Raw genomic sequence first — 19534 nt, forward strand, 5'->3', positions numbered from 1 at the left:
TTTCCTCTATTTTTTAATCTTCTATGAAATTACCTTTTGACATTTCATTCATCAAGAAATTTAAATAATTTTCTTCATCATAAAGATGGAAATATTGATAATCTTTCAATCTACCCTCTTCAATCTCAAAATGGCTGATCACACAAATAATATTCGTTAATGACCTTAGTAAATTCAGATCATCCTCACTTCTTATTAATACTACTTTTGGATAACTTTCCCTTTTATAACCTTCAATAAAAATGATATCAGTTGAAAAAAAGCGATATAATTCAATTGTTTTCTTTAAGTCCCAATTAATAAAATTTGTTCTTAAGTGCAAGACTCCATCACCTTCAACACTAGAAACGATTGCTCCAGCATCCAAGTGACGACTACTGTCTTTACGTTCTATTTCTAAATCAGGCGCACCGCCATGACCATGATGTTTTATAGTAGCAGCTAATAATCTTTGTTGATTGGCCAATTTAATGAGTTTTTCAGTAAGTGTTGTTTTCCCACTATTTTGATAGCCTACAATTTGCAAAATGGAATAGTTCTTTTTCATCGCTCTCAATTCCTTTTTATTATTTTCCGACAGAAGACTCCCTCTTCAATCGTGTGAGGGGCAAAGCCTAACGATAAGGGGGAGATGAGTGTCGGTTGGCGATAGCCAAAACTTTCCTCTCCATGATACAATAGGAACAAATGTTCTTGAAATGTGAGGTGAGGTGAAAAACAGTGTTAGTCAACAAGGCTTACAAATTCCGTATTTATCCGAATAAGGAACAAGTGGTTCTTATCAATAAAACAATCGGATGTAGTCGTTTTGTATTCAATCGCTTTTTAGCGCAATGGAATTACACATACGAAGAAACAGGCAAAGGATTAACCTACAATACGTGTTCTGCTGAATTACCCCAACTTAAAAAAGAATTAGTATGGCTAAAAGAAGTGGATAGCATTGCCCTTCAATCTTCATTAAAAAACCTTGCTGATTCGTATGCACGATTCTTCAAGAAGCAAAACAAAGCACCACGCTTTAAGTCTAAAAAGAATAGAGTACAATCCTACACGACAAAAGAAACAAACGGAAATATTGCCATTGTAGGCAATAAAATCAAGTTACCAAAACTTGGTCTTGTTCGTTTCGCTAAAAGTCGTGAAATAGAAGGACGTATTTTGAATGCAACCGTTAGACGTAATCCTAGTGGTAAATATTATGTATCCGTTCTTGCAGAAGTAGAAGTACACCCCTTAGAAAAAACAGGCTCTTCTGTTGGTCTTGATCTTGGAACAAAAACCTTTGCTATTCTTTCAGACGGAACAAAATACAAAAATCCAAAATGGCTTCAAACATTAGAAAAAAAGATACTTGATGCACAGCGCGTTCTGTCCAGGCGACAGCAGTTAGCCTTGAAACGAAAATGTAAATTGGATGAAGCGAAAAACTTTCAAAAACAAAAACGTAAAGTAGCTCGCATCCACGAAAAAATCACCAACGCACGAACAGACTACTTGCAAAAAATCTCTACTGAAATTGTCAAAAAACACGATATCATTGGTATTGAAGATTTGCAAGTGTCGAATATGCTAAAGAATAAAACACTAGCTAAGGACATTAGTGAAGTATCTTGGGCAAAATTTCGAACCATGCTGGAGTACAAAGCGAAATGGTATGACAAGCAAGTAATTGCTGTATCGAAAACCTTCGCTAGTTCTCAACTTTGTTCGTGTTGCGGATACAAAAACAAAGACGTTAAGACTAAAAACCTTCGTGAGTGGGATTGCCCTTCCTGTGGCACACAACACGACAGGGATATTAACGCAGGACAAAATCTTAAAGATGAAGCGATAAGACTTCTAACCATAGGGACTATGGGGATAGCCTAATCAATTAGAAGCCAATAGGCTACTGTACTTAGGAATCTCCCACTTCAAACAACCCGTAAGGGTGTTAAGTGGTGAGTAGTTCAATATAAGGAGCCTACTGAAAAAACACCATTAATACAAAAATCAAATTAATCGATTCTTGTATTGATGGTGGAGCAGTTTAGTAAAGTCTTTAAGAAGATATTCTCTAAAAGATTTTTCCTTTAAATTTTCAAACCATTGTTTTATGATAAGAAAAACAGAATTAATTTAAGGGGTATATGTAATGGCTAAAGTCATCCATGAATTTAATGACTATATACGAAAACTGCGTAAAGAATTATTTGGTAAAGGCCCTGAAAGAATCCATACTGTTTTTGTTGAAAATATGGCTGTTTCAACTTTGTATGGAAATCTGACACCTACTGAGCTATTTATCGCTCAAACTTCTGAAGGCCGTGATATTGTACATAATGCTAGAACAAAGATGATTCAAGATGTATATGCGAAAAATCATCCAGTTAAACTAGAAGAAATCGTTGATGCTAAGTTTATCAACCTTTTCTCGGATATGAAAGTTGAAGAAGATATTGCGATTTCAGTTTTTGTCTTTGATAAAAAATTGGAAAACTTAATTGATTAGATCGTAGATGCTTCTAATCAATTAAGCTTAAATTCCAATCTTATTGATGGAAAAAGTCACCGCTTTTACCACCCTTTTTTTGAACTAAAAACGTTTCTTTTATAACCATACTTTTATCAACGGCTTTACACATATCATAAAATGTAAGGCCAGCTACACTTACTGCTGTAAGTGCCTCCATTTCAACTCCAGTTTTTCCGCTGCATTTCACTGTCGCACGAATGATTAAATCATATCCATTAGGTGCCTCTACATATTCAAATGTAAAGTCCGTTCCTAAAAGTGCGATTGGGTGACACATCGGAATAATGTCAGAAGTTTTTTTAGCTCCCATAATTCCAGCGATTTGTGCAACATTTAGTGGATCACCTTTTTTAATTAAACCATTTTGAATTGCTTCATATAATTCCGTTGAGATCGAAATTGTACTTTGTGCAATTGCAACTCTTGTAGTGATGTCTTTATCTGATATATCGACCATTTTAGGTCTTCCTTCTTCGTTCCAATGTGAAAATTCACTCATGGGAGTACCTCCAGGTAAGTCTTAAATTTGATAAATTAAATCCAGTCATTCGGACTGTTTATATTCTTAAAGATGAGATCGTCTCTTGAAAATTGAACAGTCATTACATTTACTTCACTGAATAATAACTGCACTTTTCGATTGTTTTTATCTAAAATCTCTTTCATTTTTCCGATGCAATTTCGATGATAGAGCGCAAATAGTGGTTGAAGTTTATCGGACTGGATTGGAACGATTGCATCAACATTTGTATTTGCTACCCTTTCGATCATGTTTTTTACAAAGTCAGCTGTAATAAAAGGTGTATCGCAGGCCAGGACAAAATACCAGTCATTGTTTGGTCTGTTGGAAAATGCATTGAACATCGCATACAAAGGTCCTTGGTATTCTTTGGCTTCTCCTTCAATGACAAAGTCTAGATCGTTTTTACTAAAATACGGAACTAGTTTTTCGTTTGTTGAAATGATAATCGGTGAAATCGAATTTTCCTTTAAGGCTTCTACACTATATTCATACAATAATTTGTCTTTATACATTTCAAACATTTTTGGTTTACCGTAACGGGATGACTTTCCACCTGCTAAAACGACGCCAGCTATATTCATTGCCTGTTTAATTCTTCCACAAAATGTTGGCATGTCGGTAAAATTAGTTTTGTCATTGCTAGATTTACTGCGTTTTTTGAACCTGGAATTACATAAATCGCTTTATCATGAAAGCTACCTGCGATTGCTCTACTAAACATAGCCTTTGGACCGATTTCTGTATAACTTAATGAACGAAACAGTTCTCCAAATCCTTGCATTTCTTTATCGAGCATTTTTGAAATTGCTTCATATGTAACATCTCTTTTGGTAAAACCAGTACCACCTGTTATGATGATCACTTGAATCGTTTCGTCTTCACTCCATGTTCTAACAATCGAATCGATCAATGCTATATTATCTTTTGTGATTTTATAATCATGGACGATATGTTTTTGCTCTTCTAATAAAGCTTTAATAAGTTTTCCGCTCTCGTCATTTTCAACAGTTCTAGTATCACTAACTGTTAAAACGGCAGCGTTAACAACCGCTTTTTCATTATGTTTATGCATCATTCTACCTACTTTCAAGCTTTATGGAATCCTTCATCCCCCACTTACTGGTGGAATAAATGCGACAGTATCTCCATCATTAACGATTTCTTCATCCGTTACAAACTCTTCATTTATAGCAGTCATAATCTGATTCAGTTGAGGTAAATCATATTTATTCATAAGCCAGTCTTTTAACTCTTTTACGTTTATTCCATTTTTATCAGTCACTGTTAATTCATCAGTTCCCGCTTTCTCTCGTAAATGAGCAAATAATAAAACTTTAATCATTTTGATTCCTCCACACTTGGTTTTCCTTCTTGGTATGATGTATTTTCTAATTGGTCACCAATCCACATCGTCCCATCTTCCCAAAACTCTTTTTTCCAGATCGGAACGATTTGTTTAATTCGTTCGATTGCGTATTCATTTGCTTCGTAAGCCACTTTACGGTGCGGAGAAGAAACTGCAATAACAACGGCAATATCACTAATCTCTAATCTTCCAACTCGATGAGTAATCGCAACAATTGCTTCCGGCCATTTCTGCTTGATTTCATCACCAATTTGAGCAAGTTTTTTTACGGCCATTGATTCATATGCTTGATACTCTAGTGACAAAGTCTTTTTTCCTTTTGTTAACTCTCTAACGGTACCAATAAAAACAGTAATGGCTCCTGCATTTCTACTTTTTACTTTATCTGAAACTTCCTCAACAACAATCGGTGTATCGACAATATTAAATAATGTTTGTTCCAAGTAAATCACTTCACTTTTCTTAAATTAATAGCATTCTATTTATTTACTTATATGCAGGTATGAAATCATGCCAAGGCCATTTACTTCCTTCGTGGTCTTCTAATAATAATAAGTCGACCGGCATACCTTTTTCATATTTTCTCGTTCCTCCAGGTAAAACAATAAAAGTATCTGTATAAGCTAATGAGGATACAGCGCTAGACTTATCAAAACCTGCTGGAATTGCTGTTAATTGACCTTCATGATAAACAATTTTACCTCTTACAAATCTTGTAAAAGGATTTGGCTTTGGAAAGTTTTCGCCTAAAATTGCCCTTACTCTTTTTAAATGTGGTGTTTCGTTAAATAAATAAGATTGGATAATCGGTCTAACAAATAGCTCAAACCCAACAAAACAAGCGGATGGATTTCCAGATAAACCGAATAATAATTTATTTTCAAAATGCGCTACTGTTGTTACACTTCCTGGACGCATGGCAATTTTATTAAATAAAACGGTAGCCCCTAATCTTGCGTAAATATCTGGTAAATAGTCATAATCACCGACAGATACACCACCGGTCGTAATTAGAATATCCACTTGCTCTAACGCATTTTGAACTTCTGAAAAACAAGTATCCAAATCATCGCTAAACTTTCCTAAATATTTTGGAATTGCACCTGCTTTTTGAATTTGAGCAAGAATCATATAGGAATTACTATTGCGAATTTTACCAGGTTCAAGTGGTTCATCTACATCTAGCAGTTCACTCCCTGTCGCAATGACTCCGATGACTGGCTTTTTCGCTACTGGAACTTGACTATACCCAAAAGTAGCAAGTAAAGCGATCACTCCTGGGTTGATTTCAGTTCCTTTTTTAACAAGAATATCGCCTTTATGCGTTTCTTCTCCTTGAAATGAAATATTATCGCCTTTTTGATAAGAGCGTTTAATTTCAATAAAAGTTTTACCATCCGTTTTAATCTCTTTTGCTAATTCAAGCATGACAACGGCCGTGCATCCTTGAGGTATTTGTGCTCCTGTCATAATACGAACGGCCTGTAATGGTTCTACTTCATTTGGAAAAACTGAACCAGCTCCAATTTCACCAACGACTTCAAAGATTATTGGATTTTCATTGCTTGTAAGAATAGTATCTTCAGCTCGAATCGCAAAGCCATCATATGGAGAACGGTCAAAAGCAGGTATATCCTGATCAGCTTTTATGTCATCAGCTAATACTCGTCCATATGCTAAATCGATAGTTACCATTTCTTTAGATCCGTGTTTGGCAAAATCCATCACTTTACGAACTGCTTCTTCGATCGGTAGTGGTACTCGTTTTTCAACCATTCTTTTCATCCTCTCTCTATTAACCTAATAAACGATAATATAGTTTTTTAGCTTCCTGTATATCATGTGTTCCGTGAACAAAAACCCGTCCATCCAAAAAAACAACAAATCGATAATCTTCTATCTGACAAGATATCAAATAAGGGTTCCGTACTACTTGTCCGTGTTGTTTTAGTTGAATTTCTAGTTCATTAAAGTCGTAATTTTTAGTCGTTGAAGGTCTAATTTGAACCGTGTTTCGCCCACAAAGTGTACTTGTTTTCGTTTGATTTTCGAAGGCTAAATAAGGATACGTCCTATTTGTTCCACATGAAGGACAATCGTCTGATTTAAGTTTCGTCACTTTAAAGGAAAAATGTTGATTATTCCATAAATCAAATGTTAGGAATTTTGTATTAACAGCTGAATAATCCTCAACTAATAGTTTTAATACTTCAGCAACCTGGTATGCCGCCACTAATTGTACCGCAGGACTAATAACCCCGGCTGTGTCACATGTCACACCAGGTACTGGTAAACTTTTTAATATACAATTTAAACATGGCGTTTTACTTGGTAGGATCGTACAACACATACCAAAGCTCCCGACACAAGAGCCATAAACCCAAGGAATGTCATATTTCTGGGATAAATCATTTATGATAAAACGAATATCAAAATTATCTGTTGCATCAATCATAATATCAGTGTCCTTCAAATGGACTTCCATATTATCTGCACTTGCATCCATTACTAGTGCATTGATGTTCACATCTGAATTTATTTTTTGGAGACGCTTTTTAGCGGCTATTACTTTCGGCAATTTCTCAAATGCATCTTCTTCAGTATAAAGTTGTTGCCTTTGCAAGTTACTCATTTCAACATAATCTCGGTCAATTAAAGTTAACTTTCCAATTCCAGCTCTAACAAGTGCCTCCGCGCTAGCACTTCCTAACGCGCCTGCCCCAACAATTAAAACATGTTTCTTTCTAATTAATTCTTGTCCATTTTCACCGATTGGGGTAAAAAGCTGCTGACGTGAATAACGTTCTGACATAAGATATCCTCCATTAAGAGCAGGACCTAGCGAAAGAGATAAAAAGTTTTCTCCGGGTATCCTCACCAATTTTTTACTTTTCTTGTTTTCCCTCTATTAAATAAAGCAGCATTAAGAAATCCTCATCATATAAGGAGTTCTGAATGCTGCTTTATTTCTCTGTTAACCGAACAGAGATACCAATCATCACTTTCTAATTTTTAGTTAGAGCATCATACAGAAATTGCATAAACTCCAAACCTTTTATTATTGGTAATGATTAACCACCTATATGGGACATTTCAATTTTATGTGATGATTTATCATTCATTTTTTTCGTATTACTTAATCGTTCATCTGAATAACGATCAGTTCGATTGCTCCATATCGTAAGAATCGTTTCTTTTATTTGTTCATCATCTTGGTTAGACCTTACCAATTCTTTTAGATCATAACCTTTTGTTGCAAATAAACAAGTATATAATTTTCCTTCTGCAGATATACGTGCTCTTGTACAAGTTGAACAAAATGAATCGGTCACTGATGAAATAATGCCTATTTCATCATCACTATCTTTGTAACGATATCGATTCGCAACTTCTCCTACATAATTAGCTTCTGTAAATTCTAAAGGCATGACTTCATTAATCGTATCGATGATTGTTTGTTTTCCTACTACTTCATCGAGCCTCCAGCCGTTATAATTTCCAACATCCATATACTCAATAAAACGAAGAATATGTTTTTTCTCTTTAAAATACTGTGCCATCGGGATTATATCTTGTTCATTTTTACCTTTTTGAACAACCATATTGATTTTAACCTTCATTCCAATATCAGAAGCAGCTTGTATCCCTTCAAGCACAGACTTTACATTTCCTCGATTACCAGTCATATATGAAAATCGTTCTTCATCTAAAGAATCAATACTTACGGTTACTCTTCTTAAACCGGCTTCAAATAAATCTTTTGCAAACTTTTTAAGTAAAGTACCGTTTGTAGTTAAAGCGATATCTTCAACACCATCTATTTTATTTAATCGTTCAATTAGTTTGGGTAAATTTTTACGTAATAAAGGTTCTCCACCAGTAATTCTAATTTTTCTTACCCCTAAAGATACAAAAATACGCGTTAATCTTTCTATTTCATCAAAAGAAAGTATTTTATCTTGTGATAAAAAAGAATAATCCTGACCAAAAATTTCTTCCGGCATACAATAACGGCAACGAAAATTGCAGCGATCGGTAACAGATATACGTAAATCCTGTAAAGGTCGATGATGTTTATCCAATGCAACATTTTTCATAACCATTGCCCCACTTCTTTTTATTTCATAAATGATCTGTTTTTAGTCTCTATTTCACAATACGCTTTGAATGAGTATATACATTAAGTGACTGATTTCGAATAAATCCCACTGTTGTAATACCTAATTCTTCAGCTAATTGAAGAGCTAATTCTGTTGGAGCTGATTTCGTCAATATAACCTCACAACCAATTTTAGCTACTTTTAATAAAATTTCAGAAGATAATCGCCCACTAAAAACAATTATTTTATCTGAAATACGAATATTATTTTTTAGACAATATCCATAGATTTTATCTAATGCATTATGCCTACCAATATCCATTCTATTCAAAACAATCCCATTTAAATCACATAAAGCAGCATTATGAACGCCGCCTGTTTCATGAAACAAAAATGCAGACTGTTGCATCTCGTTCATTAATCGAAAACAATCTTGAAATGATAGTTGAACATTTACTTCTTTCATTTTTTTTGCAGTTAATGCATCATTTACAAAAACAAACCCTTGTCTACTCATTCCACAGCATGATGTAATATATCTTTTACTTTGAATATCTTTATAATATGGATTAATATTCTTTGTTTTTACATGGACAAAGCCTTCTTTTTCTTGGAACCATATGTTTTCAATATCCTCGTATTTTCGGATGACCCCTTCGGATGCTAAAAATCCTACAACCATATCCTCAATGTATTCTGGGGTACTGACCATCGTAACGAATTCTTGTCCATTGATTTTTACTGTGACGGGAAATTCTGTGACAACACTGTCTTCACTATCGTTTGTTTCACCATTTTCAAAGCGGAGAATTCTTCTTCTCACTTCAGTTGGTAGCATCGTTAAAGATTCCCTTCTTCTTGAAATATTTTTCAAATCGTGTTTTTTAGGAAAATATTCATTAAGAGATAAACCTTTCAATTCGTGTTTTGATTAAAAGGTTCATCTCTTATTATTAAACTCTTTTCTATTAAATACAAATTGTTTTTTCTATTATTCTTTTAGACCTTTTCCCATACCTTTTAGAAAGTTAATACCAAAACCAACTGCACGATTTACATCAGGATCTTTTAAAACTTTTACTAAATCAAAAATTCCTACTTTGTCATCCTTTTCCAGATGTTTATTTCCTTCATCGATTCCTTTTGTTACGGAATTAATTAGCTTTGTTGTTGTTTCTGGATCCACACTTGAAAGTGCACCAGCAGCTCCCATAAATTGATTGATGATATTCGTGACTGGCTCGCGGTTCAATTGTCCTAAAGCAATTTTAGTAATTTTCTCTTTAGATTGTAGCATTGAATTTGCAGCTTCAAGGACACCGGTTTCATTTAATTCAGAAACGATGTTTAAAATTTTATTTAAGGAATCTTCATTTTCTGCTAATAGAAGCTTCAAATCCTCAAGTTTCTGCTGGTTTTGCTCTTCTTTAGTTGGTACGTATTTTTGAATCGTCGTGATTGGTTGTGCCATTTTTATTCCCCTTTATTTTGTCGTTAAGTGGACGTATCCTTCTCGTTCCCATTTACGCTGAACCTCAACTCCATTTTGAGGGTTTCTCTTTTTATTACGTGGGTTCGACTTTGGCAACGGACTTTCACCTTCTACACGTAATACTTCCATCCGTACTTTAGTTTGTTTATAAGCTGGTGTATTTGTACGATGATCTTTAGCTGGACCTGTTAAGAAATTGATTGCAGATTCTTTATTTGTTGAATTCATCGGTAAGAACAACTCATTTTTTTGTACTCGATCAGTTACTAGTGCTGGTAATTTCAGCGCTCCATACGGAGATACTAATCGAACTAGTGAGCCATCTTTAATGCCACGTTCATTCGCAAGCTCTGGTGAAACCTCTACAAAAATTTCAGGCACTTTTAATTGAATACCGTATGATTTATTCGTCATATTCCCTTCATGGAAATGCTCAAGCATACGACCATTATTAATTAATAGGTCAAACTCTTCTGCAAACTCAACTGGTTCCATCCAATCAGCTAAAGCAAATCTTGCTTTTTTATCTGGGAAATTAAAACCATCCTCATAAAGAAGTGGCGTACTTGCCCCGTCTAAACTTCCCCAAAGGAAACTATCCCAGCCTTCCATCACTTCGTAGCTAGCTTGAGAGAACAGTGGTGCTAAACTTGCCATTTCAGCGAATATTTCCCCTGGATGTTGATAGTTCCAATTTGCACCTAATCGGTTTGCAATTTCTTGGACAATCCACCAGTCCGCCTTCGATTCACCAAGAGTTGGTAATGCTTGATATAATCTTTGTACTCGGCGCTCAGTATTTGTAAATGTACCTTCTTTTTCAAGTGATGGCGCAGCAGGTAAAATAACATCCGCATATTGCGCTGTTTTTGAGAAGAAGAGATCTTGTACAACAAAGAAGTCCAAATCTGATAAAACTTCATCTACGTGGTTGGCATTACAATCAACAAGCGCCATATCTTCACCAACTAAGTACATAGCTTTCATTTCGCCTTTTTCGATTGATTGAAGCATTTGGATATTATCTAAACCAGGTTTTCCTCCGATTTCAACGCCCCATGCTTTTTCAAACTTCATGCGGGCCGCATCATCCGTTACATGTTGGTAACCAGGAAGCCAACCAGGAAGTGTACCCATATCACAAGCACCTTGTACATTATTGTGACCACGAAGCGGATAAGCGCCAGCACCAGGGCGTCTATAGTTTCCTGTTGCAAGCAATAAGTTCGAAATCGCCGCAGATGTATCAGAACCACCAGTGTTTTGTGTCACGCCCATGCCCCATAAAATACAAGTTCCATCCGCTTCATGAATCATTTCAGCTATTTGAATTAATGTTTCCTTTGAAATGCCAGTTACACTTTCGGCATATTCAAGCGTATATTTCTCAAGTACAACTTTAAAGTCTTCAAAGAAATGAACATTCTCATAGATGAATTTTAAGTCATGCCAGCCTTGATCAATGATATATTTCGTTACAGCCATCAACCATACTTGGTCTGTCCCTTGCTTTGGTCGAATAAAAATGTCAGAGCGCTCTGCCATTTCATTTTTACGAAGATCGGCAACAATCAGTTTTTGTCCATGTAACTTATGTGCTCGCTTAACTCTTGTCGCAAGTACAGGATGACCTTCTGCTGGATTCGCACCGACAATAATAACTAGCCCAGCTTTTGCGATATCCTTTATCGTTCCTGCATCTCCACCCATACCAACTGTACGGAATAATCCATCTGTTGCTGGTGATTGACAGTAACGTGAGCAATTATCAACATTATTTGTTTCAAATACTTGTCTTGCCAACTTCTGAATTAAATAGTTTTCTTCATTCGTAATTTTCGAAGATGAAATAAATCCTACAGATCCTTTTCCATATTCTTGTTTAATGGAACCAAGCTTACTTGCAACTAAATCAAGGGCTTCATTCCAGCTCGCTTCAACAAATACGCCATTTTTTCGAATTAATGGCTTTGTAATTCGTTCTTCTGAGTTTACAAAATCCCAACCAAATTTACCTTTTACACAAGTAGAAATTGCATTAACTGGAGCATCAGAGCTTGGTTGAACTTTTAAGATTTTTCGATCCTTCGTCCAAACCTCGAATGTACAGCCAACACCACAGAAAGTACAAACTGTTTTAGTCTTTTTCGTACGTGTTTCACGCATTGCTGCTTCAACTTCTGAAACTGCAAAAATACCACTATATCCAGGCTCTACTTTTTTTACTAAATCGATCATCGGATCAAGTAACTCGTCGTTTAATCCAGTCATAAAACCGGCTTCACCAAGCATTGACTTTTCCATTAATGCATTACAAGGACAAATTGTTACACATTGTCCACAACTTACACATGAAGAATCATTAATCGAAACACCCTTGTCCCAAATAACACGTGGACGCTCAGCTTCCCAATCAATTGATAATGTCTCATTTACTTGAAGATTTTGACACACTTCCACACACTGTCCACATGCAATACATTGATTTGGATCATATCGATAAAAAGGATGTGTCAAGTCTACTTCACAAGAAGCTACCTTTGGCTGATAAGGATACTTTTGGTGTTCAATGCCCATTTCTTCAACCGTATTATGTAGCTTACAATTTCCATTGTTATTATCACAAACTGTGCAATATAGTAAATGGTTTTCTAATAAACGATCCATTGCTTCAGTTTGAGCTTCCTTTGCTTTAGGTGAAGTCAATAGAATATTCATTCCGCTCATTGCTACAGTTGAACATGAGCGCTTTAGCTCACCATTAATTTCTACAATACAAGTATCACAAGTTTGTATTGGATCGACTTCAGGAACATAACAAATTTGTGGATGACTAATTTCGTTTTGATTGATGATTTGTAAGATTGTAGAACCTTGCTCTGCGATTACTTCTTTCCCGTCAATCGTGATTGTAACCATGTTATTTTTCACGGTTTTCCTCCCCTTTTTTCCATAAAAAAATCCACCATGAAATACACATACCCGATAAATAGGCTTAATGTCTTCATGGTGGAATAGTTTATTAGCAAATCGTACTAACATACCAATCCATTTTTTTGTTTACTATATTGATAGAGTCATAACATCTCCCATACTATGATTCCATCTCAATAAATTAATTATAATCTTAAAATGATCATTTAACAATAGATTCACGATATGAAAGTAAAACGCTTACAAATGTATACTTTATTTATTAACAGTTGATTTTAACTTCTCAGCATTTCGATTCAGTTTTTCTACTGCCTCAACATATTCTTCTTCCAGCTCATCTATAATGTCAGCAATTGAATTGATTTTTGTAATTGCCCCAACACCGTGACCAGCAGACCATATTTCTTTCCAAGCCTTTGCACTGGATTCATTTTTCATTCCATCGAAATCGACTTTATCTTTCTTTTTCAATGTTTCAGGATCAAGGCCAGCTTTCACAATGCTAGGAATTAACATATTCGCTTTAACGCCAGAGAATGCATCAGTTAATACGATATCATCTTGCGTTGCATCAACTAACATTTGACGGTATTCATCATTTGCTAAGCTTTCCTTCGCAACAATGAATCGTGTTCCCATATAAGCTAAATCAGCGCCCGCAGCTTGTGCAGCCAAAATACTCTTACCAGTTGAAATCCCACCTGCTAACACAATAATGCCGTCCCAGAACGTACGAACACTATCAACAAACGCAAATCCATTTAAATTTCCAGCATGACCACCAGCACCTGATGCAACTAAAATTAATCCATCTACACCAGCCTCTGCTGCTTTTTTAGCAAACTTCATATCACTAACATCTGAGAATACTAGTCCACCATAACTATGTACAAGATCAACCACTACTTTTGGAGAACCTAATGAAGTAATAACAAGCTCAGGCTTATGTTTTTTCAACAGCTCAAGTTCTTCCTGTAATCTACTATAAGAGCTATGAACGACCATATTCATTGCCCATGGTGCAATTTTACGCTCCGGCTCATTTGCACGTGCTAAAGCAAGATGATCATTTAATTGCCCCATCCATTGATCAAGTACCTCAATTGGGCGAGCATTCGGTGCTGGAAAAGACCCAATTACACCATTTAAACAGGCTGCCTCTACTAGTTCAGGACCAGAAACTAAAAACATCGGTGCAGAAATAGCTGGCACCCTCAGTTGACTCCACCATTTTTCAGGAATTTGTTTACTCATTTACATGTCCCTCTTTTCTTTGCGGAATATTCAGATTATTAATAATGATACATTAGTAAACTATTATTTTCAACACTGTCTCTGTAAAAATGCTTTTTGAATGCTAAAACAATTAACTACGTTTCAAAAAAATGATATATCGATATACTAAAATGAATAATAAAAAAGGACCTATAGACTTCAATTACACTAATAAATTCTTACATTATCATCAATTTAACGATTATATACTTTTTTAATTTTTCATAAGAAGATAGAAAATTATTATTAGGATTACGTGCGCTCTTAATAAATAAAGTATATTTTTTATACCGACCTGCTAAAGGTAGACTTTGTATGATGTTCTTATTTCGAATTACAATGCTGCAAGTTTAAAAAAAGGTCGTGATAATAGAGTCTGAGTAGCAAATAAAATGCAATTAAATTCTAAGTTTAGAATTTTTCATTTTACATTCACCACCTACATCAGTATTCGGTTTATATGAAACGCCCTATTCTCGGCCGCACATGCATACTTTAGTTGAATAAGAATGTGTCCTAGAGCCCTAGAGCCTTATAAAATAAAAAGGGAGACGCCCATGTATCAGTTAGCCTGACTTATAGAACGCCCCTTATTGATTAGCTTATAAGTATAGATTTGCTCTTATTTAAATGAAACTCCAGCTAATGCAACTCCAATTTTATTTTGTGCTTCAGTAAGAATGCTTGAAGATGACGTATAACCGTTCATCAGTATAGCAAAATACAGATGCTCTCCATCCTTAGTAGTCACATAGCCAGACAATCCACTTACACCAGTCAGAGTACCAGTTTTAGCATGTATATTATTTTCAGCAAGTGTTTGTACCATTCGGTTTTTCAATGTACCATCAACACCAGCAATCGGGAGTGATTGATAATATACATCAAAATAAGGTTCTTTACTCATACCTACAAGTACAGATCCGATTTGACGGGCAGAAAGCATATCATACCTACTTAAACCAGATCCATCTACCATTCTATATGTCGGATCAATACCGAACTTTAGTAAACTATCTTTAACAACTTGGGCACCTGCAGAAGAGCTTCCTTCCCCTTTCTTATCCGCTCCAAGTCGCTTAAGAAGCATCTCTGCATAGAAATTATCACTATTTTTAGTCATATAGCCAAGAATATCACTTAGCGGAGGAGATGATAATTGTGATATTTTCTCGTTTCCATCTGTCACTAGACCAGTCTTTACCTCAGCTCGCTTACTAAGTTTAATGCCTGCTTTTTCCATTTCTTCTTTTATGATCGTACCTGCATACAATGAAGGCTCTTCTACAGCTATCTGTTCATTATTAGGGTGAGCGCCAATTGGTAGGTCACCTTTTAAGTAAATAATGTTCTTACCTCGTTCCTTTTCAATTATAAATGTATTGCTTGAATCAGCTGATACTGTTTTAGATTCATTTATAATTTGTATATACTCGGTTTTAGGTTCTAAATGAAAGGTTACAGGTTTCCCAACTTCACTAGGTTGATAGTTTACTAGTACCGAACTCCTATTTATTGATAGGGCACTTAATTGGGCATTATATCCATATGTTTCATCATCCCATGCCCAACCAGTTCCTAAACGCTGGAAGTCATACTGACTGTCGTCAATTAAAATATTACCAGTGATTTGAGTAATACCCTTTTTCTTTAAATCCTCAACTAGTTTTGCAACCTTTGTACCGTTTTGTTGGCCAGATGGATCTTCTGACTGCAGTGTTGGATCACCATATCCTTTAATAATGACATCCCCGTCTACTTTTCCGTGTTTATTTGGAGGTGCATTAAGATATAGTTCTGTTTTAAACGAATAGTCTGGACCAAGTTCTCTTAGTCCAGTAGCTCCTGTCAAAAGTTTCATATTCGAAGCAGGCGTAAGTAGATCATCTGCTTCTCGTTGATACAGCACTTCTTCTCCACTCTTACGGTCAAGTGAACCAACAATTATTCCAGTCGTTACACCTTTTAAATTTTCTTGATCCAATATGGGATCTATAAGCGTAGAAAGTAAAAAGGTATCAGCAATTGATTGTACTCCTTCACCTGTTTGATTTGGATACTGACTCAGCAGAACTGCAACCGCATCCTGAAATGCCGTGGCTGACGTTGAAGTACGTACGCCATTTAACAAAATTGAAAATGCAAGCTTATCCCCATTCTGATCGGTTACATAACCAGATAAACTATTGACTCCTGTCATAGAACCGGTTTTAGCATGTACATTTTTTTCAGCACTCGTTCCGATCATTCTTGATTTAAGCGTTCCATCAACACCTGCAATTGGTAATGACTGTTCAAATACGTCCTTATATTCTTGTTGAGACACATATTTTAATAATTGTGCCATTTGCTTTGGTGAAATTAAATCCATACGCGATAAACCTGATCCATCAACCTGCCTATAGTTTGTATCGATTTCTGCCTTTTTGAGAAATTCCTCAATAACGTCTGCTCCTGCAGTAAAGCTTCCTTCATTTTTAACAACTACGCCTATTTCTTTCAAAAGCATTTCCGCATAGAAATTGTCACTTTGCTTATTTAACTGAACAATCAATTCACTAAGTGGTTGAGAATTATGTACAAGAATTGGAGTACCTGTTGTGATTTTGGTCTTTTCTATTTTCACTTTTGTCTTTGTTATGTCAATTCCTTCTGTACTCAAAGCATTTTTCCAAACATTGCCCGCAAAAAGTGCAGGGTCGTCTATCGCTACATCTTCAGTATAGGCCGATGATTGTTTACCAATCGTACCACTAATCACAATAGTATTCGTCCCACGAGGTCTATCAATAACAATTTTGTTATTGCTCCCTTCAACAATTTTTGCATTGTTTTGAACGGTTACATATTTATTAATAGGATTCATCTCTAATGAAGGTGTTTCCCCTATGGAATCATCTGGAGTAATAGACAGACTTATCATATTTTCATGCACAGCTAATGCACTGATTTGAGCATTATATCCATATGATTCATCGTCCCACATCCATCCTGCTCCAAGTCGAACGTCGTCATAGTAACTATCATCTACTAATAGATCTCCGCGAATAGATGTAATGCTCTTTTTTGACAGTTCTTTTGCCATATTTCGCATATCTTCTTCTGACAATGATGGATCACCATATCCTTTGACAATTACGTCGCCATGCAGCACTCCTTGTTTGTTAATTTGACCTGTAGTGTATACTTCCGTTTTAAAACGGTAATCTGGCTTAAGTTTATCTAACGCCGCTGCTGCAACAAACAGTTTTAAGTTAGATGCAGGAACAAATGCTTTGTCCGCGTCGTACTCATCCAATATTTCACCAGTTCTAGTGTTATAAACTGCAATTCCTGCATGCATACCAATCGTATTTAAACTTTTTGATAATTTATCGACTAGACTATCAATTTGCGGGATAGTCCTGACTACTGATGTAGTTTCCGTAGACGTCGCATATGCTGGTAGCACAAAAACTTGCATAGCAAGTGCGGAACTTAACAACAATTTGCTACCAATACGTTTCATTTTTTTCATAATACCTCTCCCCTTCTTTTGTGGTACAATTATAAACATTCAAAAAATTCCAAAGATTTCCTGTTTATTTATAAAAATATTATTAGAAATCCAATTGTGAATCTATATTACTTACATTTTAAAGATCTTAAATTATGTTTAGTTCCTATTTGTATTTTTGTATTTTCAAAATAAGCTAAAATAAATAGATAAAAATTTTTACCACTAAACAAATTGTGACAAAGTTCGACCGAAGAAAATTGTAGAATAGTCACATATAAGTAAATAATGTAATATAATTGTAATATTCTAATCTAAATTTCAGTAAACATTGATAGATGGACTACTTGGTTATGGGAGGAATTGTTTTGGAAAGTACTTTAAATGTTAAAGGAAATAATATTCAACGGGGAAGATCATTTAAACGGTCCTTGCCCTGGCATTTTATTTTGATTGGCATCATTATTATTATTACGCTGATCATTGTATTCAGCTATCGAGCTAACCATTTCAATGCTCAAATCAAAGTAAACGGCATAAATTTAGGTGGTCTGAATACTAACGAGGCACTAAAAAAATTACAAACTAGTGAACTTAAAAACATCGTTTATGTGGGCGACCAGAAAATCTTGGATGGAAAAGATACAAAGATGAGCTTTACGGAAAATGATCTGCCGGCTATTAAAAAAATAGTAAAAGACCAACGGACGTTTTTTCCTTCTTCAAAAGAAAAAAATTATTCTTTAATGCCGAGTAAGCGAGATGAAGATCAAATTCACACAATGAAAAAACAGATTGAAGATAAGCTCCTCACTCTTAATAAGAGCTTAAAAGCACCAAAAGATGCGACTGTTCAATTGAAACAAGGTAAAATTATTGTCTCTAAAAGCATTAGCGGTGAGCAATATGATATCGACCGTCTATTAAAAGACTATAATGGACAAGGATATACGAGTATCATCCGTCTAAAACCTGTATACATACAACCAATCAAAGAAGACAATCAAATTGTGAAAAATGAAAAGAAAAAACTTCAAGAACTACTAGGGCGTACAGTTCAATATAAGGTTCAAGATAAAGTTTATTCTTTAAATGCGGCTGAATTAATTCAAAACGCATCAGTGTCAAAAGATATGAAAATTACGATCGACTCTAGTAATCTTAAAAACAAAATTGCTGAAATAAATAATTCTCAATCTACATTAAATAAAAATTTTAAATTTAAGACACATTCAGGATCTGTCATTTCAGTTAAAGGAGAAGGCTATGGCTGGGCATTAGATGCTGAAAAAGAATCATCATTAGTTCAACAGGCTTTTGAAACAGGAAAAAAATCTATCTCTCCTACTCATATTATCGGAAATGGCTGGAACAATGAAGGTTATGGATATAATACGACCACGAACAATGGAATTGGCGATACATATGCTGAAGTCTCGATTGCCGAACAGCGTATTTGGCTTTATAAAAATGGCAAATTGGTTATCACAACGAATGTTGTTACTGGTAAACACATCACCGGTGAAGATACTTCAAAAGGAGTTTGGTATATTCTTTTTAAACGAACACCATCGATCCTTAGGGGCTCACATGTCGGTCTTGGTTCTTATGAAGTTAAGGTCGATTATTGGGCACCATTCACAAACAGCGGACAAGGATTCCACGATGCTAGCTGGAGAAGCAACTGGTCAAGCAATGCCTATCTCACTGCAGGATCTGGTGGCTGCGTTAACACTCCACCTAGTCTAATGAAAACCGTATATGATAATCTCAGCACATATGAGCCAGTAGTCATCTACTAATAAATAGCATAATAAAAACACTGAAACC

The 19534-nt window shown here is 35.3% G+C and carries 17 protein-coding genes; 3 read left to right on the forward strand and 14 right to left on the reverse strand.

The features are described 5' to 3' along the window. Positions 1-13 precede the first annotated feature (13 nt). Positions 14-547: a molybdopterin-guanine dinucleotide biosynthesis protein B gene (gene mobB, locus COE53_RS12200; protein WP_098948096.1), complete on the reverse strand. Its 534-nt coding sequence runs from the start codon at positions 545-547 to the stop codon at positions 14-16. 173 nt (positions 548-720) lie between these two features. Here mobB and tnpB point away from each other — a divergent pair, with 173 nt between their 5' ends. Beyond that, positions 721-1872, forward strand: a complete 1152-nt coding sequence (gene tnpB, locus COE53_RS12205) for an IS200/IS605 family element RNA-guided endonuclease TnpB (RefSeq protein WP_098948097.1) — start codon at positions 721-723, stop codon at positions 1870-1872. A gap of 265 nt (positions 1873-2137) precedes the next feature. Next, positions 2138-2494, forward strand: coding sequence for a Na-translocating system protein MpsC family protein (locus COE53_RS12210; RefSeq protein WP_025568236.1), 357 nt, complete (start codon positions 2138-2140; stop codon positions 2492-2494). 40 nt (positions 2495-2534) lie between these two features. Here the strand turns inward: COE53_RS12210 and moaC are convergent, their stop codons facing one another. The 13 genes from moaC to dacB form a co-directional block, all read right to left on the reverse strand. Then, on the reverse strand, positions 2535-3017 hold the full coding sequence (moaC, locus tag COE53_RS12215; protein ID WP_098948098.1) for a cyclic pyranopterin monophosphate synthase MoaC: 483 nt from the start codon (positions 3015-3017) through the stop codon (positions 2535-2537). A 35-nt stretch (positions 3018-3052) separates the two neighbouring features. Beyond that, positions 3053-3622 carry a molybdenum cofactor guanylyltransferase gene (locus tag COE53_RS12220; protein ID WP_098948099.1) on the reverse strand — a complete coding sequence of 190 codons (570 nt, stop codon included), beginning with the start codon at positions 3620-3622 and terminating at the stop codon, positions 3053-3055. Further along, a complete protein-coding gene (locus COE53_RS12225; RefSeq protein ID WP_098948100.1) occupies positions 3619-4113 on the reverse strand; it encodes a MogA/MoaB family molybdenum cofactor biosynthesis protein in 495 nt (164 codons plus the stop codon). Before COE53_RS12225 ends, COE53_RS12220 begins: the two co-directional genes overlap by 4 nt. A 33-nt stretch (positions 4114-4146) precedes the next feature. After that, on the reverse strand, positions 4147-4383 hold the full coding sequence (gene moaD / locus COE53_RS12230; protein ID WP_069034224.1) for a molybdopterin converting factor subunit 1: 237 nt from the start codon (positions 4381-4383) through the stop codon (positions 4147-4149). Beyond that, positions 4380-4850: a molybdenum cofactor biosynthesis protein MoaE gene (locus COE53_RS12235; RefSeq protein WP_025568241.1), complete on the reverse strand. Its 471-nt coding sequence runs from the start codon at positions 4848-4850 to the stop codon at positions 4380-4382. Before COE53_RS12235 ends, moaD begins: the two co-directional genes overlap by 4 nt. Positions 4851-4893: 43 nt before the next feature. Continuing rightward, complete coding sequence (locus COE53_RS12240; protein WP_098948101.1) at positions 4894-6183, reverse strand: molybdopterin molybdotransferase MoeA; 1290 nt, start codon at positions 6181-6183, stop codon at positions 4894-4896. 19 nt (positions 6184-6202) lie between these two features. Then, positions 6203-7219 carry a MoeB/ThiF family adenylyltransferase gene (locus COE53_RS12245; protein WP_098948102.1) on the reverse strand — a complete coding sequence of 339 codons (1017 nt, stop codon included), beginning with the start codon at positions 7217-7219 and terminating at the stop codon, positions 6203-6205. Positions 7220-7478: 259 nt separating this feature from the next. After that, positions 7479-8504, reverse strand: a complete 1026-nt coding sequence (moaA, locus tag COE53_RS12250) for a GTP 3',8-cyclase MoaA (RefSeq protein ID WP_098948103.1) — start codon at positions 8502-8504, stop codon at positions 7479-7481. 49 nt (positions 8505-8553) lie between these two features. Further along, positions 8554-9345: a formate dehydrogenase accessory sulfurtransferase FdhD gene (gene fdhD / locus COE53_RS12255; protein ID WP_098948104.1), complete on the reverse strand. Its 792-nt coding sequence runs from the start codon at positions 9343-9345 to the stop codon at positions 8554-8556. Between the two features lie 153 nt (positions 9346-9498). After that, the gene (locus COE53_RS12260) at positions 9499-9978 is read right to left on the reverse strand and encodes a helical membrane plugin domain-containing protein (protein ID WP_098948105.1); all 480 of its coding nucleotides are present in this window, start codon (positions 9976-9978) and stop codon (positions 9499-9501) included. A 12-nt stretch (positions 9979-9990) separates the two neighbouring features. Continuing rightward, positions 9991-12918, reverse strand: a complete 2928-nt coding sequence (gene fdhF / locus COE53_RS12265) for a formate dehydrogenase subunit alpha (RefSeq protein WP_142350410.1) — start codon at positions 12916-12918, stop codon at positions 9991-9993. A 270-nt stretch (positions 12919-13188) separates the two neighbouring features. Further along, on the reverse strand, positions 13189-14187 hold the full coding sequence (locus tag COE53_RS12270) for an NAD(P)H-dependent flavin oxidoreductase (RefSeq protein ID WP_098948107.1): 999 nt from the start codon (positions 14185-14187) through the stop codon (positions 13189-13191). A gap of 643 nt (positions 14188-14830) precedes the next feature. Further along, the gene (dacB, locus tag COE53_RS12275; RefSeq protein ID WP_098948108.1) at positions 14831-17725 is read right to left on the reverse strand and encodes a D-alanyl-D-alanine carboxypeptidase/D-alanyl-D-alanine endopeptidase; all 2895 of its coding nucleotides are present in this window, start codon (positions 17723-17725) and stop codon (positions 14831-14833) included. A 332-nt stretch (positions 17726-18057) separates the two neighbouring features. Between dacB and COE53_RS12280 the strand changes: the two genes are divergently transcribed. Then, a complete protein-coding gene (locus COE53_RS12280; protein WP_069034232.1) occupies positions 18058-19506 on the forward strand; it encodes a L,D-transpeptidase family protein in 1449 nt (482 codons plus the stop codon). The last annotated feature ends 28 nt before the right edge of the window (positions 19507-19534 follow it).

This window comes from Bacillus sp. AFS029533 (assembly GCF_002585125.1).
GTDB lineage: Bacteria > Bacillota > Bacilli > Bacillales > Bacillaceae_G > Gottfriedia > Gottfriedia luciferensis_B.